General features: G+C 54.4%; 23 protein-coding genes. 13 read left to right on the plus strand and 10 right to left on the minus strand.

The window, feature by feature from the left end:
* Position 1: 1 nt before the first annotated feature.
* A complete protein-coding gene (locus PHC90_01345; GenBank protein ID MDD3844984.1) occupies positions 2–235 on the minus strand; it encodes a hypothetical protein in 234 nt (77 codons plus the stop codon).
* Positions 236–375: 140 nt separating this feature from the next.
* On the opposite strand from PHC90_01345, the gene PHC90_01350 reads away from it, so the two are divergent.
* The 11 genes from PHC90_01350 to PHC90_01400 all read left to right on the plus strand — a co-directional run bounded on the left by PHC90_01350 (position 376) and on the right by PHC90_01400 (position 11005).
* A complete protein-coding gene (locus PHC90_01350; protein MDD3844985.1) occupies positions 376–2031 on the plus strand; it encodes a cytochrome c3 family protein in 1656 nt (551 codons plus the stop codon).
* Positions 2028–2642, plus strand: coding sequence for a cytochrome b/b6 domain-containing protein (locus tag PHC90_01355; GenBank protein ID MDD3844986.1), 615 nt, complete (start codon positions 2028–2030; stop codon positions 2640–2642). The genes PHC90_01350 and PHC90_01355 overlap by 4 nt, the downstream gene beginning before the upstream one ends.
* A gap of 59 nt (positions 2643–2701) precedes the next feature.
* Complete coding sequence (locus tag PHC90_01360) at positions 2702–3646, plus strand: ArsA family ATPase (protein MDD3844987.1); 945 nt, start codon at positions 2702–2704, stop codon at positions 3644–3646.
* 5 nt (positions 3647–3651) lie between these two features.
* Positions 3652–4227 (plus strand): 16S rRNA (guanine(966)-N(2))-methyltransferase RsmD, encoded by a 576-nt coding sequence (gene rsmD, locus PHC90_01365; GenBank protein ID MDD3844988.1) that lies wholly within the window; start codon positions 3652–3654, stop codon positions 4225–4227.
* A 9-nt stretch (positions 4228–4236) separates the two neighbouring features.
* Positions 4237–4725: a pantetheine-phosphate adenylyltransferase gene (gene coaD, locus PHC90_01370; protein ID MDD3844989.1), complete on the plus strand. Its 489-nt coding sequence runs from the start codon at positions 4237–4239 to the stop codon at positions 4723–4725.
* A complete protein-coding gene (locus PHC90_01375) occupies positions 4722–6011 on the plus strand; it encodes a nodulation protein NfeD (protein MDD3844990.1) in 1290 nt (429 codons plus the stop codon). The genes coaD and PHC90_01375 overlap by 4 nt, the downstream gene beginning before the upstream one ends.
* Positions 6012–6015: 4 nt before the next feature.
* On the plus strand, positions 6016–6771 hold the full coding sequence (locus PHC90_01380) for an SPFH domain-containing protein (protein MDD3844991.1): 756 nt from the start codon (positions 6016–6018) through the stop codon (positions 6769–6771).
* 18 nt (positions 6772–6789) lie between these two features.
* Positions 6790–7974 carry a D-alanyl-D-alanine carboxypeptidase gene (locus tag PHC90_01385; protein MDD3844992.1) on the plus strand — a complete coding sequence of 395 codons (1185 nt, stop codon included), beginning with the start codon at positions 6790–6792 and terminating at the stop codon, positions 7972–7974.
* Between the two features lie 4 nt (positions 7975–7978).
* Positions 7979–9226 (plus strand): bifunctional phosphopantothenoylcysteine decarboxylase/phosphopantothenate--cysteine ligase CoaBC, encoded by a 1248-nt coding sequence (gene coaBC, locus PHC90_01390; protein MDD3844993.1) that lies wholly within the window; start codon positions 7979–7981, stop codon positions 9224–9226.
* Positions 9227–9301: 75 nt separating this feature from the next.
* Positions 9302–10675, plus strand: coding sequence for a trypsin-like peptidase domain-containing protein (locus tag PHC90_01395; protein ID MDD3844994.1), 1374 nt, complete (start codon positions 9302–9304; stop codon positions 10673–10675).
* A 9-nt stretch (positions 10676–10684) separates the two neighbouring features.
* Positions 10685–11005 carry a DUF1844 domain-containing protein gene (locus PHC90_01400; protein MDD3844995.1) on the plus strand — a complete coding sequence of 107 codons (321 nt, stop codon included), beginning with the start codon at positions 10685–10687 and terminating at the stop codon, positions 11003–11005.
* 198 nt (positions 11006–11203) lie between these two features.
* Here PHC90_01400 and purB read toward each other — a convergent pair whose 3' ends face one another.
* From purB to PHC90_01420, 4 genes are all read right to left on the minus strand, one after another.
* A complete protein-coding gene (purB, locus tag PHC90_01405; GenBank protein MDD3844996.1) occupies positions 11204–12496 on the minus strand; it encodes an adenylosuccinate lyase in 1293 nt (430 codons plus the stop codon).
* 91 nt (positions 12497–12587) lie between these two features.
* Positions 12588–13055, minus strand: a complete 468-nt coding sequence (locus PHC90_01410; GenBank protein MDD3844997.1) for a hypothetical protein — start codon at positions 13053–13055, stop codon at positions 12588–12590.
* A 5-nt stretch (positions 13056–13060) separates the two neighbouring features.
* Positions 13061–13558, minus strand: a complete 498-nt coding sequence (locus PHC90_01415) for a pyridoxamine 5'-phosphate oxidase family protein (protein ID MDD3844998.1) — start codon at positions 13556–13558, stop codon at positions 13061–13063.
* 28 nt (positions 13559–13586) lie between these two features.
* The gene (locus PHC90_01420; protein MDD3844999.1) at positions 13587–14945 is read right to left on the minus strand and encodes a deoxyribodipyrimidine photo-lyase; all 1359 of its coding nucleotides are present in this window, start codon (positions 14943–14945) and stop codon (positions 13587–13589) included.
* An 84-nt stretch (positions 14946–15029) separates the two neighbouring features.
* Here PHC90_01420 and PHC90_01425 point away from each other — a divergent pair, with 84 nt between their 5' ends.
* Together PHC90_01425 and PHC90_01430 are read left to right on the plus strand one after the other, a co-directional pair.
* Positions 15030–15419, plus strand: a complete 390-nt coding sequence (locus PHC90_01425; GenBank protein ID MDD3845000.1) for a pyridoxamine 5'-phosphate oxidase family protein — start codon at positions 15030–15032, stop codon at positions 15417–15419.
* Positions 15420–15457: 38 nt separating this feature from the next.
* A complete protein-coding gene (locus tag PHC90_01430; protein MDD3845001.1) occupies positions 15458–15592 on the plus strand; it encodes a hypothetical protein in 135 nt (44 codons plus the stop codon).
* Positions 15593–15917: 325 nt separating this feature from the next.
* Here PHC90_01430 and PHC90_01435 read toward each other — a convergent pair whose 3' ends face one another.
* Genes PHC90_01435 through PHC90_01455 form a run of 5 tightly spaced genes read right to left on the minus strand, consistent with a single transcriptional unit; the run spans position 15918 to position 20388 of the window.
* Positions 15918–17045 (minus strand): ABC transporter substrate-binding protein, encoded by a 1128-nt coding sequence (locus tag PHC90_01435; GenBank protein ID MDD3845002.1) that lies wholly within the window; start codon positions 17043–17045, stop codon positions 15918–15920.
* A gap of 22 nt (positions 17046–17067) precedes the next feature.
* Complete coding sequence (locus tag PHC90_01440; protein ID MDD3845003.1) at positions 17068–17937, minus strand: ABC transporter ATP-binding protein; 870 nt, start codon at positions 17935–17937, stop codon at positions 17068–17070.
* Positions 17937–18950, minus strand: coding sequence for an iron ABC transporter permease (locus tag PHC90_01445; protein ID MDD3845004.1), 1014 nt, complete (start codon positions 18948–18950; stop codon positions 17937–17939). The genes PHC90_01440 and PHC90_01445 overlap by 1 nt, the downstream gene beginning before the upstream one ends.
* Before the next feature lie 16 nt (positions 18951–18966).
* Positions 18967–19776 carry a class I SAM-dependent methyltransferase gene (locus tag PHC90_01450; GenBank protein MDD3845005.1) on the minus strand — a complete coding sequence of 270 codons (810 nt, stop codon included), beginning with the start codon at positions 19774–19776 and terminating at the stop codon, positions 18967–18969.
* A 15-nt stretch (positions 19777–19791) separates the two neighbouring features.
* A complete protein-coding gene (locus tag PHC90_01455) occupies positions 19792–20388 on the minus strand; it encodes an FmdE family protein (protein MDD3845006.1) in 597 nt (198 codons plus the stop codon).
* Positions 20389–20410 lie beyond the last annotated feature (22 nt).

Consider the following 20410-nt stretch of genomic DNA (forward strand, 5'->3'; position numbering starts at 1 on the left):
TTCAACCAAGGAATTCCTTCAGAAGTTCGTCGATCTGGTCTTGCGAGAGGCTCTCCTTGTCGGACAGGGAATCAACCGAAGAGGTTTCCTGTTCTTCCGGCCTGGTGTTGACCCCCAATGACGCAAGGTCGCTCATGAGTTTGTCGAGTTCTGAGGGCTCCGCTTCCTGTTGTGCAGGGGTCGGTGCATCACCGGCAAAGAGTGCGTCGAGATCTGATTGTGAGAGTTCGGCCATATGTTCTTTGTTACCCCGGAGGGGTATGAAATACTTATCGGCAGGAACGGGAAAAATGTAGAGCCGATTTCAAAGGATGTATGCCGATGATTGCATTTAGGACCGTTTTGGGGGTATTATTACCAAAGAGTTACCAAGAGATGCGACGTCTTCTTCTAACAGCGATCCTTTTTCTGTTCCCACTGTGTGCCGTTGCGCAGGACTGCCTCGATTGTCATGAGAAATACCGGAAAGCGAGCCACGGAAAGCTCGAGTGCTCCACCTGTCACAGTGATATAAAAGACCTGCCGCACGCAGACAGGCTTATGAAACCCGACTGCGTTTCCTGCCACTCAGAGGCCGCCGAGCAACATCAGGCCAGCGTTCATTCCGACAAGGGATTAAAGTGCAAGGCTTGCCACAATGTCCATACACCGCGGAAGGAAACAAAAAAATGTATCTCCTGTCACTCGTCCGTCGCCCACAAGAGACTTCCGTCAGCGAAGAAACACCTTGCTGAAATGGACTGTGTCGGGTGTCATGCGAAGACCGTTAAGGGACATATAAACGTGAAGGTGGAGTCGAAGCAATCCATCGCGAGGGACACTCTCGACAGGGACGGCAACAGGTCCGTCGATGAAAAGGAGTGGAAGGAGTTCCTTGTCCATGCCCAGTCTGTGGTAGGGGACAGGTACGGGATCAAAAGGGTTTATTACGCGACTGGCAGCGCTCACTCCGTTGGTCCGAAGGCCATCTCCTGCAATGGTTGCCATGTGGAGAACAAGGTGTTCCAGAAGGCGACGCTGGAAGTGAACGCCGGCGGACAGAGGGCCCGCATGACCCTTGATCTCCACACCGTGATCCCCCGCCTTCCCATTGCCGACCTCTATGGTCTGACCGCGCACGGCAAGGGAGGAGTGGCCTGCAGGGATTGTCACGTGTCCCAGAAGCGCATAGACGATCATGTCTGCGCAAAATGCCATGACAGGGTTTACAATGTCTACAAGGGGACGACGCACGCAAAGGGAGGGGCGGCAAGATGCACCGATTGCCACGATCCCCACAAGGTGAAGACATACCGGGAACTTGGCACGACGGAGCGGATGACCGTGTGCGTGCGCTGCCACGGTGACCAAACGAAACAGCACCGGTGGCTTCCCCACACGGAGCTCCACTTCATGTACCTCGAGTGCTCCACCTGTCACAGCCCCCTTTCGAAGAAAGGCATGGTCTTCAACGTCAACGTCCATACAAAGGACGGCACGAGACGGTTGACGCGCGATGATATCACGGCGGCCTTCGGCGGAAAGAAATACACGAGAGATCTTATCGACGTGGACGGTAACGACAACATCGCCTCATCGGAGATCGTCCCCTTTTTCGAAGAGCTGGAAAAGACAACGAAAGGAACGGTGGGAATTGAAGGTTCCATCGTTGTCACCGATATCCACCACGACTATTCGCAAGTACAAAAAAGGGACAAGGTCTGCACGACCTGTCACTCCAATGATGCGCCTTTCTATCAATCCATGTATCTTATCCTCCCGGAGACAGAGGGCCTCTTCTACATGCCCGTGAAGGGGACGGTGCTTGCCGCCATGCCTTCTTCGCTTGCACTCAATTTCTTCCTTCTCGGCGAGACGAAGATGCGCTGGAGCGATATAAAAGCACTCATGGGGTCCCGAGGCGAGGCGCGGAGCCAGATTGCAAGGGAACTCGGGTTCAAATGGGTCGACATTGTGGGCATCTTCTTCTGTCTCGCTGCCCTGTTCCTTGTTCTTGTGCATATCATCCTGAGGATGGTGTTCAGACGATGAAAAATAGCGGCGCCCCTCTTCACCCCCTTCTTGTCCGCCTCTGGCACTGGGCAAATGCGCTTCTCATCTTTGTCCTTGTTGTTACGGGGGCCCAACTGCGCTTTACAGGTCTCGGCATCTTCTCGGATTACGGGTTTGTCGTGGCCCTGCACAAGTATGCCGGATATCTCCTGGCAATATTCTTTCTCTTCTGGATCGCGGCATACGCCATCGCGGGAGGGCTGGCGACCCATTACATCCTCTCCCTTAGGGATATCGGATCCATCCCCGGTCAGTTGAGCTATTACATCCACGGCTGTTTCCGGGGGGTTGTCAATCCTTTCAAGCCCACGCCGTCATCGAAGTTCAATGCCCTGCAGAAACTGGCCTATTCCTTCGTCATGTTCATCGCCATGCCGCTGATAATTGTCACGGGGATACTCTTCGGCAACATAATGGATTTCCACGGCATCATCCATGCCGCGGGCGGGATCCGCGTCCTCGATGCCATCCATGTGATCGTGGGATATATCTTCCTCATCTACCTCATCGTCCACCTCTACATGGCAACCCTGGGCAAAACCCCCTTCTCCCACACGAAGGCGATGATAACGGGGCACGAGGAAGAATAAAGACCGTCTTTCCTGTCCTCCCTGTCTTTCTGGCGGCAAAGATGATATGATGTTCGCCTATGGCACTTTCCGGCATTGATAATACAAGGGTCAAGCTCATCATGGTGGGAGGCAAGGGAGGGGTAGGCAAGACGACCTGCGCTTCGGCCATTGCCCTGAAAATGGCACAGGAAGGACGGAAGGTGCTTATCATTACGAGCGACCCCGCCCCCTCTCTCTCCGACATCTTCGAGAAGGAGATAGGCGACAGGGAAACACGGATAGACGACACCCTGGAGCTCTACGGACTGGAAGTTTCCTCGGATATCGTCCTCGCACGATGGAAAGGGCGCTTCGGACCGGAGATCTACGAAGTTGTCTCTTCCTTTGCCAACGTCGATTACGATTTTGTCGAGTACATAGGCACAGCTCCCGGGATCGAAGAGGAGTACATGCTCAATTTCATCATGGAGCTCGTCGAAGGCGGAAGCTACGACGTGGTCGTATGGGACACGGCCCCCGCGGGGCATACGCTGAGGCTCCTCAAGCTTCCCGAGCTTTTTCTTTCCCATATGGAGGCGGCAACGAAGTTCTACATGAACATGTACGGCTATATTGAAAAGGTAAAGGATACGATGCGCCTTAAGGAATCAAAGAAGACGCTCCTTGAGATTATCGCCGGATGGGAGGCACTTTCCGAACGCATCGTGGAGTTTATCAGGGACGGGGAATCCGTCAAGTACCTCATCGTGACCATCCCCGAGGCCCTTGGCGTGAAAATGACGAACCGGGTCATCGGTGAACTTGAGCATAACCGCCTCGCCGTTGAGAATATTGTCATCAACAACGTGGTTCAGGAGGCCGACTGCGAGTTTCACCGTCTCCGCAAGACCATGCAGGAACAATACATCGAAGAATTGAAGCAAACATATCAGGACAAGACCTTGACCATACTTTATCTGGCAGCCTTCGAAATAAAGGGCATGGAAAGAATAGCCGGCGTGACGAAGGCGCTCTTCGGATAGGGCCGATGGCAACGGTACGCATAACAGGAGGAAAATTGAGGGGCATGGCGATCGGCGTCCTGCCGGGGGATGTGGCCAGATACACCTCCTCCAAGGTCAGGCAGGCCCTTTTCAACATGATCGGCAGCGTGGAAGGCCTGTCGGTCCTCGATCTCTTTGCCGGTTCCGGCTCGTTCTCCATAGAGGCCCTCAGCCGGGGTGCAACCTCGGCGACGCTCGTGGAAGCTAACGGGAAAATGACGGACCTCATCGGAAAAAACCTTGTAAGAACGGACCTAAATAAACATTGCCAAGTGTTACATATGGATGTAAGATATGCAGTCCCTCTACTCTACGGCAGGAAGTGCGTGTTCGATGTGATCTTCATGGATCCTCCTTATGAAATGGGATATGTAGCGCAGACAATGACACTTCTCGAGAAACATCTGCTTCGAAATTCTGATACTATAACTATAGCGGAGTATTCCAGACGTGAAGACGACTCCCTGTCCCTTTTCGAGGGACTCGAAGGTGCAAAGACAAAAAAATATGGAGACACGATAATTTCGCTATTCAAAGACAGCAGAGATTCCAGCGCTTAAGGAGAGACCATGAAGAAGAAGCTCGCAGTGTACCCTGGTTCATTCGATCCCGTGACCTTTGGCCATCTCGACATCCTCGCGCGGGGGCTCGAACTTTTCGATACTGTCATCATAGCCATCGCCAACAATATAGAGAAAAAGGGGCTCTTCAGTTTTGAAGAACGAAAGGAGCTCATCCAGCAGTCCATAAATGGAAACAATAGTGTCATTATCGACAGCTTCGACGGATTGCTCATCGATTACGTGAAAAAGGTGAACGCGCGGTTTGTCATCAGGGGCCTTCGTGCCATGAGCGACTTTGAGTACGAGTTTCAGATGGCCTCCATCAACAGGACGTTGAACCCCAACATGGACACCCTCTTCATGATGACCAGCAAGGACTACTTCTTCATCAGTTCGAGAACGATCAAGGAAGTTGCCGAATTCCATGGTTCCGTCTCCGGTTTTGTCCCCGCTCCCGTCGAAAGGCGACTTAAGGAGATATTTGAAAGGCGATGAAGAGACTGATATTCATTCTTGCGCTCATCAGCGCTGTCGTTCTTTTCACATCACCCGCCCACACAAAAGATGTGTACACCGTCCGCATACAGGGCGCCATCAACCCCCCCGTAGCGGGTTTTCTCGGGGAATGCATTCAAAAGGCAGGCACGGAGAATGCCGAGGCCCTCGTGGTTCTTCTCGATACGCCGGGAGGACTCGATTCTTCCATGCGTGACATCGTAAAGGGAATAATGGATGCGCCCCTCCCCGTCGTCGTTTACGTCGCACCCGCCGGGGCAAGGGCCGCGTCTGCGGGCGCCATCATCCTTTTGGCTTCACACATAGCGGCCATGGCCCCGGGAACCAACGCGGGCGCCGCGCATCCTGTCAGCATCGGCAAGGACAAGGCCGATGAAGTGATGATGAAAAAAGTGGTGAGCGACGCGGAGGCATATTCGAAGAGCATAGCAGCCAAGCGGGGACGGAACGTCGACTTCGCGGCAAAGGCGGTCACGGAAAGCATCTCCATAACCGCAAAGGAAGCCCTGTCGCAGAAGGCGATCGACATCGTGGCCGATTCCATGGAAGACCTCCTTGCACAGATCGACGGCATGACGGTTGAGACCAAAAAAGGGAAGGTCGTGATGCAGACGAGGGGCGCAAAGAGGGTAGAGATCAAAATGCCCTTCAAATTCCGGTTCCTTGCCTATGTCAGTGATCCCAACGTCGCATATATTCTCATGATGATCGGAATATACGGTATCCTGTTCGAGTTTTACAGCCCGGGTACGGTATTCCCCGGCGTCATCGGAGGCATTTCTCTCATCCTGGCGCTCTACGCCTTTCAGGCAATACCCATCAGTTTCGCCGGGCTTGCATTGATCCTTCTGGGTATCGTATTCTTTATTCTGGAGGTCAAGATAGTCAGCCACGGACTCCTCGGTATTGCAGGCATTGTAGCCGTCGTTATCGGTTCGGTCATGCTTGTCGATCTTCCCGGAAGCCCTCTGGCCATATCCTTCACGACTATCCTCATCGTCGCCATTGTATCGGCGATCTTTGTTTTCGGCATACTCTCCTTTGCAGTAAGGGCGCAGTTGTTCAGGGTCAAGACCGGCTCCGAGGGGCTTATCGGGGAGACGGGGACGGCGCGGACCAACATTGCGGTCGAGGGCAAGGGAAAGGTGATGGTCCACGGTGAACTCTGGAATGCCCGGAGTGAAGAACCGATACAGGAAGGCGAAGAGATTGTCGTCACCGCCGTGGAAAAGCTTATCGTCAAGGTAAGAAAAAAAGGAGGGTAGAAGCATGTTTTCGATTCCGATCCTGTTTATCGTCGTAATTGTCGTATTTTTTCTTTTCAGCGCGATCAAGATACTCAACGAGTATGAAAGGGGCGTCATCTTCAGGCTCGGCAGGGTGCTCGGCGTGCCGAAAGGACCGGGTCTCATCATACTTATTCCCATCATCGACCGCATGGTCAAGGTGAGCCTGCGCACCGTTGTCCTCGACATACCCCCGCAGGATGTCATCACTCGCGATAATGTCTCCATCAAGGTGAACGCCGTCGTCTACTTCCGCGTTGTAGACCCGTTGAAAGCGATCATCGACGTGGAAAACTTCCTCTACGCGACAAGCCAGCTCTCCCAGACCACGTTAAGAAGCGTTCTCGGACAGGCCGAACTGGACGATCTGCTTTCACACAGGGAGCAATTGAACGAAAGGCTTCAGGAGATCCTCGACACGCATACAGAGCCATGGGGCATAAAGGTGTCAAACGTGGAGGTAAAGAACGTCGACCTTCCTCAGGAGATGCAGAGGGCCATTGCACGCCAGGCAGAGGCGGAGAGGGAGAGAAGGGCGAAGGTTATCAGTGCCGAAGGTGAATTCCAGGCGGCCACAAAGCTCTCGCAGGCGTCGGAGATCCTTTCACAGAACCCGATGTCGCTGCAGTTGAGGTATCTGCAGACACTGATAGAGATATCAACGGAGAAGAACTCTACCATAATTTTCCCGTTGCCCATAGACCTCATAAAAATGTTCATGGACAAACTGAGCAAATAACTAAGGAACCCGGAGTATATGAGAAAACTGTTCGTATTTGTTTTGGTGATGTCATTGTGCCTCATCAATCTCACGGCATATGCCGCGGCCAAGAATGCCGCCCACAAGAAGACCGCCGCCCGGCAGAGCAAGGAGGCCGTGCCTCCCTGCAGGTCCTTTATCGTCGTCGAGGCCAACGGGGGCAAGATGATCGACGGCAGCAACATCAATGAAAGGCGGGCTCCGGCAAGCATAACAAAGCTCATGGTGGCCTACGTGGTCATGGGAAAACTCGCCACGGGGGAGGTCAAACTTACCGACAAGGTGACCATTTCGAAGGAAGCGTCAAAGATCGGCGGAAGCCAGGTCTATCTCAAAGAGGGTGAGGTCTTTGCCCTTGAGGACCTCATGAAGGCAATGATGGTCGCCTCCGGCAATGATGCCGCCTATGCGATCAGCGAGCATGTGGCCGGCAGCAAAGACGGGATGGTGCAGTTGATGAACGCCCAGGCCAAGATGCTCGGGCTTGCCGATACGGAGTTTCATACCGTTCATGGCCTCCCTCCGTCAGAGGGCGGAAAGGAAGACCAGACCTCCTGCAGCGACCTTGCCGTTTTGGCCCGGGAGCTCCTTAAGAGCCCAAAGATCCTTGAATGGACATCCATCCAGAGGGATACCTTCAGGGCCGGCAAATTCACCCTGACCAACACGAATAAGCTCCTCGGCAGGTTTCAGGGAGCGGACGGCCTCAAGACGGGATATTACTCGCGGACCGGGTTTAATCTTGTCGCCACCGCCAAACGGGGGGATATGAGATTCATCGCCGTCATCATGGGAAGTCCCACGGGGAAGATACGCGACTCTCTGGCGATGGAAAAGTTGCAAAAGGCCTTTGCGCAGTATAAAATGGTGAACGTTGTCAAGAAGGGAGAGGTGATCGAGCAGGACGTCTTTCTCGTCGACGGTAAATACCCAAAGATGAAAGGAGTGACTGAGAAGAGTTTCCTTTACGCGGTGGCTGTTGAAAAAAAGGGTGCAATCACAAGGGAGATTCTCCTGCCCGAGCGGGTGAAGGGGGAGATAAGGGAAGGGCAGAGGCTGGGAGAGTTGGTGATCAAGTTTGACGGTCAGGTGATCGGCAAGGTCAACATCGTATCCCCCGTGCACGTGCCCAAAGCGAATCTCTTCACGAGATTCATCAGGAGACTCGGTCTCAACATCTAAAATTATGGACACACAATTCAGCATGCTTCGCAACAAAGAGATAATTGTCGGGATTACAGGCGGCATCGCGGCCTACAAGACGGCTGAGCTTATCAGGCTCCTCACCAGGCGCGGTGCCAATGTCCATGTGGTCATGACGAAGAACGCCATGCAGTTCGTCACGCCGCTGACTTTCCAGACGTTGTCCGGGAATCCCGTTATCCATGAGATGTTCGAGCTTTTCCGGGGCTCCAAGATAGGACATATTGCCCTGTCCGACATAGCCGATCTTCTCGTCATATCCCCTGCAACGGCCAATATCATCGGGAAGATAGCGAACGGGATAGCGGACGATTTCCTGACCACCATGGTCATGGCGACGACGGTGCCTGTCTTTTTCGTTCCCTCCATGAACACCAAGATGTGGTCAAGCAAGATGGTCCAGGCGAATCTCCAGAAGCTAAAGGAAGCCGGTTATGAGCTCATGGAGCCTGCAAGCGGCGATCTCGCCTGCGGTACCGAAGGCAAGGGACGTCTTCCGGGCATAGAAGAGATCGTAGAAAGGATAGAGGACATTTTCACGGAAAAAGACCTCCGTTCGGAACGTATCATGGTTACCGCGGGACCGACCACCGAGTACATCGACCCCGTGCGCTGCATAACCAACAGGTCATCGGGGAAGATGGGCTATGCCCTCGCAAAGATGGCGCGCCGCCGCGGAGCCGAAGTGCTTCTCATCACCGGGGAGACCTCGATACCCGTGCCGCGCATGGACATCAGGGTGGAGAGTGTCGTAACGGCCTGCGAGATGAGAGACGCTGTCATGGAATATCACAAGGACTGCACGGTGATCATCAAGGCAGCCGCCGTTGCAGACTTCAGATGCAGGAATGAGAATTGCCAGAAGATAAAGAAAAAGGGTGATGTCGATCTTATGACACTGGAACTCGAAAAGAATCCCGATATCATCGCCGAACTTTGCAGGGTGAAAGGCGACAGGATCGTGGTGGGTTTTGCCGCCGAGACGGAGAATATCATCGAGCATGCCCTCGGCAAGCTCAAGAGAAAGGACCTCGATCTCATTGTGGCGAATAATGTTGCCCAGCAGGGCATCGGTTTCGGGTCCGAAGAAAATGAAGTGACGATCATCGACCGTTCCGGTGCCACCAAGCAGGTGCCGCGGTTGAGCAAGGACGAGATTGCCCATATTATCCTCGATTCGGTGAAGAAACTCATTAAAAAGCGCCGCAAGTCCGGGGAAGGTCGTTCCTGAGAAAGACCGCGGCCCCGTTTGCGATCCCTATGTTGCCGGGTGTCATCTATGACAATGCGAGGTAGACCATCATCTGTGAAAAGAAGGAGAGCGAAGGCGTTGTGCCTGCCGGTCGCGCTTCTTTTCTTCAGCGGCGTCTTCCTTGTTGTCTCCGGGGTAGCCTGCGGGCAGGCCCGTCCTCAGGTTGATCAGGATGACAGGATAGCCGATGTGGTGGAGACGGCCAGCAGGGCCATAGTCAATATCAAGACAGAGGAGCTTTTCAAAACCGAATCGGAAGAAAAAAAGTCGTCGTCCCTGTTCAAAAGGTATTTTTCGGGCGACGATCAGGTGGAGGAACTTGTCGAGAACATCGGTTCCGGCGTGGTCCTCGATCCCGCAGGCATTATCGTCACCAATGAACACCTCATAGCCCGGGCCATAAATATCAGGGTGAAGTTCATCAACGGCAAGGAGTACGAAGCCTATGTCCTCGGGAGCGACCCGGAATATGATATCGCCCTCCTCAAGATTGTCTCGGACAGGACGGATTTCCCGCACCTTACGATAAAACAGAGGAAGATCCGCGTCGGCGAGAGGGCCATAGTCATAGGAAACCCCTATGGTCTTTCCAGTTCCGTTTCCCTGGGTGTCGTGAGTGCCCTGGGGCGAAACCTGAGAATAGACAACAAGGTCTATGCCGATCTCATCCAGACGGATGCGGCCATCAATCCCGGCAACAGCGGCGGTGCCCTCCTCGGCACCGACGGCGCCCCGATGGGCATAGTCACGGCAATTTACGGTGAAGGCAAGGGGATAGGGTTTGCCATCCCCATGGACGACGTGATGACCATCCTTTCGGAATTCACGGAGAGCAAGTTGACGCGTCCCATTCTCGGTCTTTTTATCGAGAGGCACAAGGAAGATAAAAGGCATTATCTTCTCGTCAACCGGATCATACCCGGAAGCCCCGCCGCGAAATACGGGTTCAAGGCGGGAGACAGGATCACGGAGATAAACAAGAGAGTGATCCGCGAATCCTTGAAGCTTCAGGTCGCCATCCGTTCCGTGAAGTCGAAGGCTACCCTCCGGCTGCGCCTGACCAGGGCAGGGAAAAAATACACTGTCAATATCGATGTTTCCGACATCGAGGAGTACATGCCGCAGCCCGTTGACAAAGTTCTGTGCGGCATGAAGGTTTCCGATATATCGGGGTACCCTAAATTGAAATACCGCCTTCGTGACAGGGACGGCGTCGTGGTAGTGAAGGTGCTTCCCGGCGGCATCGCCATGAAATCGGGCTTGAAGAAAGGCGACGTTATCGTTAAGATCAACAATAACCCGGTAAAGAACAACAAGGATTTCGACGCATTTATGATAGAAGGGCTCACGAGGAACTACATCCTCTACCAGGTAAAAAGGGACGACAGTCTCTTTTTCGTGCCGGTAAAGCTCGATACTCTCCTATAGGGGGTTGTTATGGCAGAATTGGATGATATAAAGAAACAGGTGAAGGACGAGGTCGGCACGTGCAGTGCCGCGGAAGAGCATCTTTTTCCCGATTTGAACTTCTCCACGTTCCTGTTGTCGCTCTCGACATCGGCAATGGTGTGTCTCGGGGAGCTGCCGGATCCCATCAGCAGCGAAAAGAACGTCAACCTTTCCCTGGCAAAGCAGACGATCACGATCATAGAGATATTAAAGGAAAAGACGAAGGGCAACCTGAACGCGGAGGAGGATCGTCTCATCGACGGCATCCTTTATGACCTGCACATCCGCTACGTTAAAGCCGCCTGCTGATCCCGATGCCATATCCGGCCGCTCTCTTCGTTGGCCGCGTCCTCGGCTCCTCGACGTACGGACGTACGCCTGCGTCGCCTCATCCTTGCCGCCTCGATATCGACCGAATCTGGCATCGGGATTCGTCCAAAGTCATGTCCCTTTATTTTTTGCCTCAGAGATACAACGTTCTGACGGTTCTAACCGTTCAAGCCGTTTTTACTCGTATATTCTTTTGAATATCGTGTCGATGTGGCGGAAGTAATGTTCGTTGGTGCAGGTCTCTTCTATTTCTTTCGCGGAGAGGTGCTTTGCCAGTTCGGCATCCTTTTTCAGCTCTGTAACGAAATCAAGGCCGCCTTCATAACAGCGCATGGCTACGCCCTGGGTGGCCTTGTATGCTTCCTGCCTTGTAAGCCCTTTCCTGATAAGGGCGATGAGTATCGCTTCCGAGTGATAGAGCCCCCGCGTGATGTCGAGGTTCTTCTGCATCTTCTCGGGATAGACGATGAGGTTCTTGAAGACGTTCTTTACCCTTTCGAGCATATAATCGAGGGCGATGGTTGCGTCAGGGGCAATGACCCTTTCCGCCGACGAGTGGCTGATGTCCCTCTCGTGCCAGAGAGGGATGTTCTCCATCGATGTCATGGCGTAGCCATGGAGGAGCCGTGCCATTCCGCAGAGGTTTTCTGATGCGATGGGGTTTCTCTTGTGCGGCATCGCCGACGATCCCGTCTGTCCCTTTCGGAAGAACTCCTCCGCCTCGCCCACCTCGGTACGCTGAAGGTTGCGGACCTCCATGGACATACGTTCGATGGTGGAGCCCGTGAGTGCTATGGTCGTGAAAAACTCCGCGTAATAGTCCCGGGGAATGATCTGTGACGATATGGGACACACCTTAAGGCCCAGATTTTCGCAGACGTGCTGCTCCACGAAGGGCGGGACGTGGGCGTAGGTGCCGACGGCGCCCGATATCTTTCCATGGCGGATGCGCTCCTTTGCCGCCTTCATCCGCTCCAGGTTCCGTTTCATCTCGTCGTAGAAATGGGTTATCTTGAGACCGAAGGTGACCGGCTCGGCATGGATGCCATGGGTTCTGCCGATGGCGGGCATGTCCTTGCAGGCGTAGGCCTTTTCCTTGAGAACCTCCATGAGCGCGGCTATGTCCTCGATGAGGATATCCGCCGCCTCGTTGAGAAGGCACGAAAAGGATGTATCGAGGATGTCCGATGAGGTGACGCCCATGTGGATGTACTTGGAGGAGGGTCCGACATATTCGGCGACGTTCTCGATGAAGGCGACTACGTCGTGGCGGGTCCGCTCTTCGATCTCGAGCACCCTTGCAACATCGAAGTTCGCTTTCTCCCCGATGTTCTTCATGTCTTCTTCAGGGATGAGGCCAAGCTTCGTGTACGCCTCGCAGATGAGAACCTCTATATCGAGCCATTTCCTGTACTTGTTCTCATCCGTCCAAACCCGAGCCATCCGCTCCCGCGTATACCGTTCGATCATGCCAGTTTATAACCCGACGAATCGGTCTATGTCAATTTGAAAAAGGCAGGTTTGAAGTAATGGCCGCTCTTCCCATTGCCAATTACGCGTCTCAATCTTTTAAGAAAAACATCTTTGCCAGTGCCCGTATCATGGGGTGGGATCTTTTTGATCTTATGGGTTTCCACTCGTCGTTTATGCCGGGAAGGATGGCCGGGGTGACGTCGGTGATGATGCAGGCGTCGCCGAGTTCGCGGTCCTTCGAATCATAGTCTCCCGCCGGCAGGATACGGCAACGCATGTCGTGCATGTCCATTTCGGCAAGGCACAGGGAATAGCGATATGATTTATATCCCTTGAGGGGAAGGGAGCGATTCTTGCGCTCCTCGAGATAACGGGCCATGTCGTCCTTGTTCTTGAGGACGATGGACAAGAATACGCCGAAACGAAGCGGCAGAGGGCGATAGCAGTCCGGCGAGGCGTATAGACCGTTCTCGTCCGGTTCCGTATCGACGATCTGGTCCAGATCGCAGAAAACGCTTATGTTCTCATCTTCGTAAAATGGTTTCCAATTCCACATGTTTGTTAGCTCTCCTCGTTGTTCCAGTCCATGACGGTGACGGTCTGGAAGTTCCCCACGTGAACGCAGCTCTTCACATCGACGACGACGAGGGCTGTTGTCGATGTGTTTATGAACTCCTCCAATTCGGGGTGTTTTTTCAGGAAGATCCCGGCATATTCCAACCAGGCCCTGCCGCGGCGAAGTGCCGTGGCGGTACCCAAAATGGTAATGGCTTCCGTTTCGGTGAAGCCTCTATTCCTGTTGGAGCGGTTGTCGATCAGCAGGGCCACATCCTTCAAGCTGATGATGTTTTTGAACTTCCTTGTGTTTTTCGGTGTTGCGAATATGACCTGTCTCAGATCGGGAGTGAGTGCGAAGGATATGAGGGAGGTGTAGGGTCTGCCTTTCTCGCCCGTCGCGAGGACTGCGAAGGGTTCCTTTGCGCCGAAGGCCTTGAGCCGTTTCGCGACGTCGGCGACGCCCTTTTGTGTTGCCTTTGGTATGGACTTTATCCCGGCCATGATCTTTAGCCTCCCTTTGTCTGTTTTCTCAGCTGTCGGGTCGGATGATCCCTTTGATGTAACGTTTCACGTTGAATTTCGACGCGCATCCATTATAACTCATGTATCTTATTTTTCCAAAAATATTCCGTTCGCCCCAGGGCCTGTCGTGCACCCCGCCGACGCTCCAGGCGATGCCCGCGTAACCGTTCGGGTCTCGCCCGTCAAGCTCGTAGCGGTCGTTGAGAAGAATTGCTGTCGACAGCGCCTCTTCGGGCGACGCAGTCCATTCGAGTATCTTTTTGGCCCAGTACATCCTCATGTAACCGTGCATCTTTCCCCTGGTCACCATCTGCATCTGGATCGCGTTCCAGAGGTCATCGTGGGTTCTCGCCGTTTCCAGCTGTTCCGGTGAATAGAGATGGAAGCGCCTGTCGGCCCGGTGGTCATCGAGAGTCTTTTTGGCCCATTGTGGAAAGGCCTCAAAGCTGTCATAGCACGGGGTGTAGTGGCAGTAATTGTCCGAGAGTTCCCTGCGAACGATAAGCTCTTCAAGAAAGGCGGCCTTCGAAAAAGCGCCGGCGGAGCAATTCCGCACCTCCAATGCCACGCGCTGGGCCGATATCTGTCCGAAGTGAAGATAAGGCGAAAGGTTGGACTGGCAATCGTTCACGGGGTCATTCCGGCCGGTTTCGTACTTGTCAAGCCTCCCGTCGATAAATGACCGGAGCGTTTCCCGGGCCCTGTTTTCTCCGGGGCTTAAAAAGTCCACCTCTTCCACGGACCGGTCTATCCTGAAACCCCGCAGCAGGGCCCTTGCATCGACGGGATTACCCGCCATCCCGGAAGGGTATGGATGTTTTTGGAGCGCCGGTATTTCGTCGAGAAAGGCAGGCAAGAGCCGCCCTATCTTCTTTCTGATCGTATGGGCACCATATTCCCGTTTGTCCGAAGCCATCCGGCAGGGGACGATATTGTGGGTGTCGACCTCGTAGAAAGGGACCGATGTTTTGAGCAAGACAGCCTCTTTCCATTGCTTCTTGACGCGAAGGGGATCGAAGTCGCTGACAAGAAATGACACCCCGTTTTGTTCGATGAATCCTGGCAGGGTGTCTGCGGGCTCCCCGGGCAGGAGGAAGAAGGGGATGGAAAGGGCCTGAAGTGTTCCGCAGACCTCTTCGAGGCCGCGGAGCATGAAGCCATACTGCCTCAGTGTCGCGCCGAGAAAGGAATCGGAAAGGCAGAAGACGACGACGAGAGGGAGGGCGTGCCGCAGGGCCGTTTCCTGGGCGAACAGAAGCGCCCAGTTGTCGGCCGCGCGGTGATCGCGGCTCATCCAGTATACTACAGGCCCCCGGGAGGGCTGCCCCTGCCTCAAGCTCTCGATCCTCTGCGGTAATACGGCCATGCTGCTCCCTCTGTTATTCTACAACAAATCCGCGATTCTTTGCTATAATGAGAAAACAAGACAATAAGGCACTAAGGAGGGGTTATGAAGCTCAGCGAGTATTTTGAAAACACTTTGGGAAGGGGTGTTCTCGCCACGGCGGATGCAAAGGGCAGCGTTGATGCGGCGGTCTATTCCCGGCCCCACTTTGTCGATGAGGAAACGGCGGTGTGGATAATGACGGACCGGTTGACCCACGCCAACCTCCAGTCGAACCCCCATGCCGCCTACATTTTTGCCGAGGCGGCAGGAAACACCTTCGTCGGAAAGCGCCTCTACCTCACGAAGATGCGCGAGGAGTCGGATCCTGTGAAGATCGAACAGTTCCGCTGGCGCAAGACGTACAAGGTCCCCGAGGAACAGAAGAACGAGAAGCGCTTCGTCGTCTACTTCCACGTCGACAAGGTTTTGCCTCTCGTTGGTGACAAGCCATAGCCGTGGAGGACCATGGTCACAGGCATGGAAGGCCGAGCGTGCGGGCGTTCTTCACGAACCTCCATGCCGACATGCCCCTGTGGAGAAAGACGTGGCTTCTTTTTCGCAACAACGCAAAAAAGATGATCACTATGCGCGGCTGCTGCGGTCACCCCGGTGAGCCCGGATGCTGACAGACCGATGACACCTCCACCGGTCGGTGAGATAAAAAGAAAATCGCAGAAGAAAATATGGCCGCCCGGCCCAATGCACGCGACGACCATATTCTCAATAGAAAGGATTATTAGAGGATTTGCGCTATTAAGAAAAGACCTCCCTGCCGTTGATTCGATCGCTCTGCCGTCCTGAATACACGTTCTCCGAAGGTCCCTTTGTTTTCCGATCCATTGTACCCATGCGATGGATTAACCATCCTCCCGGTGTCACTCTCATAATAGTGTTATATACGATAGGGAATAACGCTGTCAAGTGTTTTTTTGTCTTTTGTCCCCAGGCCTATCAATCGGGTGTTCGGTAATAGAGGATTGCCGACGCTTCTTTTCGGGTGAGATTTACGTCAAGAAAGAGGGTGTAGAAACTCTGTGTCTCCTTCACGATGTCCACGGGATACAGTTCGGGGTGGAGGAGGTTCGTCAGCCATTTCAGGCCCAAAACACGCATGAAGGAAGGAGGGCGGTCAAACCAGTTGAAGGGCTGTCTCGGAATGAGATATACCTTCCCCTCTCGTACCGCTTTGATCTGCCGCCACCTGGGGTCGGAGAGGATGCTTTTGAAAAAGAGCCTTTCAAAGACCAGGATCACGTCCGGGTTGTAAAGCAAAACCTGTTCCAGCGAAACCTTTTCCATGCCGTAGCCGGTCTTCGAGGCACATCGGTGGACGTTGAGTCCGCCGGCCAGTTCTATAAGTTCGACGTGCATGGACGCCCCGCACTCGGTGCTCAATCCGTCTTCTCCTTCGGCGTAGTAGACCGATACCCTGCGGTCTGACGGCAGGGTATCCACGATCCGCGCTATCTGAGCGGCAGTTTTCCGGGCATATACGCTCAGCTTTTTCGCACGTCGCTGCCGGCCAAGCGCCTCACCCAGGGTGGTGAACGCATCGGGATAACTGGCGAGTGTGTCCATTTTCACGCTTACGGCCGGTATGGGTACGTCCTTGAGCGTGTGGTTCGTTCTCTCGTCGATCGCCGAATGGAGACTGGGTACGATGATGATCTGGGGATTCACTTTCAGCACCATCTCGATATTGGGAACATATCCCTGGCCGTACCATCCGCCGAGCACGGGCAGCCTCTGGATCTGTTTGCGAAGATACCTTTTCTCCCATTTCCGGACCGGGGTATTGAGTCCCGCAAGGACCGCGGGGTCAATGGCATAGAGCATGTAGGTAGCGGGCGGCGATGTTGCATAGGCTTTCCGTATGTGGTCAGGGACGACAACCTTCCCGCCGAATATGTCGGTAAGCTCTCTCGCGTTGAGCTGTGTCGTGGGCAACAGGGCGGCCAGAACAAGGACGATTAGTGTGCACAGCGTCCGTGACCTCACGCATTGCGCTGCGATAATCCGGCAATTCATGGGTCTCTCTCTTTCCTTCATCTTTTTCAGCGCATCGTCGTAACTGATCATCGTTCGACCTCGAGTGATGTTTTCAGCAACGTCTCTCAGGCATGTCCCGTTCGCTGCTGCCGGTCTGAGGCGCTCCGTTGCGTTCCCCGCGTTCCGTTTGGTTTTTCGCCCCCCTGTTGTGAATTGCCTCCGGTATGCAGACCCGGAGCGACCCGTTCAGCCGCACCACGTTCACCCTTGTGTTATAGAGGCGAAAGAGAGTTTCGTTGTTCACCACGTCGTCGCAGCACCCGTCGGCGATGATTGTCCCGTTTCTGATCATGACCGCGCGGTGGGCTATCCAGATGGCGTGTTCCGGTGAATGGGTCGACTTGATAAAGGTGTACCCCTCCCGGGACAGAGCGGTGATATGCTCCAGCAGTTTGAGCTGATTGCCGTAGTCGAGGCCGCTTGCCGGTTCATCCATGACGAAGATGCGCGCTCCCTGGGCCAGCGCCCGCGCAATGAGGGTGAGCTGCCTCTCGCCGCCGCTTATCTCCGTGTAAGGGCGCCGGGAGAGATGAGTGATGGAAAGGCGCTCCATCACGGTCCGTGCAATGTTCATATCCTCCCGTGAGTACCGGAAGAAAAAGGTCTTGTGGGGCATCCTTCCCATGAGAATGACGTCGAAGACGCTGTAGGGGAATGTACTTTTATGGGTCTGGGGAACGTAGGCTATCTGTCTCGCCAGTTCTCTCTGCGTGATAGACGCTATGTCCTTCCCGCGGAGGCGGACCGTACCTTTCTTCGGCTTGATGAGCCCGAGGATGGATTTGAGAAGGGTGCTTTTCCCGCTGCCGTTCGGCCCCAGAAGCGTCACAACCTCTCCCTCATGGACTTCCATGGTGACGTCGTTCAGGACCGGTTTGTCCGTGTAGGCAAAAACGATATTGTTTGCCTCCATGAGGGGCATCAGCTCCACCCCCTGTTCGCCTTTTTGAGAACGGCGGCAAAGAAAGGTATACCCACGAGAGATGTGATGATCCCCAGCGGTATCTCGGTTGCGAAAAGAAGACGCGAAACGTCGTCGACCGCCACGAGATACAATGCACCGATGAGGGCACTCACGGGGATAAGCACGCGGTTGTCGGGCCCGACGATCATCCTGGCGACATGGGGGATGATGAGGCCTACCCAGCCGACCATGCCGGCGAGCACAACAGTGATGGCGCTCAGCATGGTTGCCAGGATAATGAGGAGAAACCGTATCCTTTCCACGGGAACGCCCATCGCCCGGGCCTCTTCGTCGCCCATGCTCAGAACGTTGAGATATCCCGAGAGCGAAATGATGAGAGCTATCCCGCCGACGACGGGGATCGCGGTATTCCTGATCGTGCTTCCATCGACCAGAGTGAGTCCGCCCATCAGCCAGTAGACGATTGCCGGAAGCTGGTTGTAAGGGTCGGCGAGGTATTTCACGATGGACAGGAGGGATGTAAACAGCGCCCCGCTTATTACCCCGCCGAGGATCAGGAGAAGAACGGTGTTGCCTCTATACAGGCGGGCGACCCCGACGGCCGCCATGACAGCCAGAAACCCGAAAAGGAAACAGCTCGCCTGGACGAAGAACCAGCTCTTCGAGAGTATCATGCCAAGGGCCGCACCGAAAGAGGCGCCGGCGAGCACGCCCAGTATGCCCGGCGAAACGAGGGGATTGATGAACATCGCCTGGAAAGCGGCCCCCGAGATCGACAGGGATGCGCCGACAAAAACCGCCGCCATGATGCGAGGCAAGCGTATATTGAGGAGAATGTTCTCCAGCAATTGTCTGTCGATCGAGAAGGTCACGCCGGCGTCGAAGAGCTTCCAGAGGAAGAAGGAACAGATGTCTGAGAGTCCCAGGGGATATTTGCCGAGCGCCAGGGACATGAGGACGGCGAGCACGAGGGCGGCGAAAAGCGATGCGATGAGCATCCCCTGTCTCATGGGTGGACGACCTCGTTCATTCCTTTTCCCACCACATCACCGCCCAACGTGTCATTCTCTTATAGTCGAGGACCCACTTTCCGTTTCTCGACACAAGGTGCTTTCGGAGATAATTCCGCAGGTCCCGTTTTTCACCTCTTGTCAATTTCCCCAGGAAATGCTCGTAGTGTGCAAAAGCCTCATCGTTATCGCGGAAGGATTCCACCCTGAGGTCTTTGATGATGAACAGGCTTGCGTAAATGCCGAGCTGGTGGAGGAGGTTGTAGGTGTATATGTAGTCCGGCCCGGGTGTGAGTCGCCTCCCGACGGCCTCATAGATCCTTCTGTCATGAGGCCCGTCCCCAACGATGGTGGAAATGTAGACGCGTTCCCGGGCCGCACTGTTCAATTTCAGAACGGCTTTCTGCAGATCATCGACGACGAGGCACCGCGACGCCACGACAACGTCATATTCGCCGATGCCCCTGGACATCCAGTCATCATCCCAGCTTGCATTGATGGTGGTGACGTTCTCGATGCCCTGTATCCGGCATTGTTTCTCGAGAGCTTCGAGCATCCTCGGCGAGAAATCGACAGCGGTTATCCTCCTGACGTATCTCGACAGAGGGATGGTCAACGCGCCTGTGCCGGATGCCATGTCGAGAACGGTCCAGCAGCGCCTGGGTTCCATGATCTTGAGGAAATCCCCGGAGTAATTCGATTCCCAGGGTTTGTTGAAGAAGTTGCGGGCCTTTTCATTCCAGAAATGGACATCCCGTTTCTCTACAGACCTTTTTGCAGTCTCATGTTTCCAGACCTCGTTCCAGTCAATTACCGTATCAGCCATTGAAGTATCCTGTTTTCAACTTTTTTTCCGCCAGTAGGTCCTGCTTTCCGCACAGGGCCTGCAGAGTATCCTGCCGTTGTCTCTGATCTCCCTCATATCCATGACTCGCTCCCCGCAGGCGGAACATGTGACAATCCTCAGGGGTTTGCCGGGCATATCTTCGGGTCTCAGGTCCACCTCCACCTCCTCGAATTCGAAGAGGTCCTCGGCGGGCATCATGGCGTATTTTTCCGTGTGCGGTTCTTGCTCGATCATCTCCCGGGTGTATTCCTTGTTCGGGTCGATAGTCTTGTCCTTCGTCACGACGCGGACGGCCTTGCCTGTGGCCAGATTGATGAATGTTGCCGCCATCTTGCCATAGTCGAGGATCTTCATCGTCCTTTTTCCCGGATGGCATCCGGTCACGGCCAGGATAGCATCGGCGGCGCAGCGGTCTGTCTCGACGAATATGATGAGGTTTTTACGGTCCCTCCCCATGGGGTCGTCAATGCCGATCGCCTTGAGGCCCAGTATGGACATTCTCGTGCCCAGCGTAATCCCCGCGCAGAGGTCGCCGTGGAACCGTGACGCCCTTTCGAGACATTTCTGCAAGTCCAGTTGATCGGTGTTCATTTTTCCTCCTTTTCCTTATCCT

It is taken from the genome of Syntrophorhabdaceae bacterium, assembly GCA_028698615.1.
In the GTDB taxonomy this organism is placed as follows: domain Bacteria; phylum Desulfobacterota; class Syntrophorhabdia; order Syntrophorhabdales; family Syntrophorhabdaceae; genus Delta-02.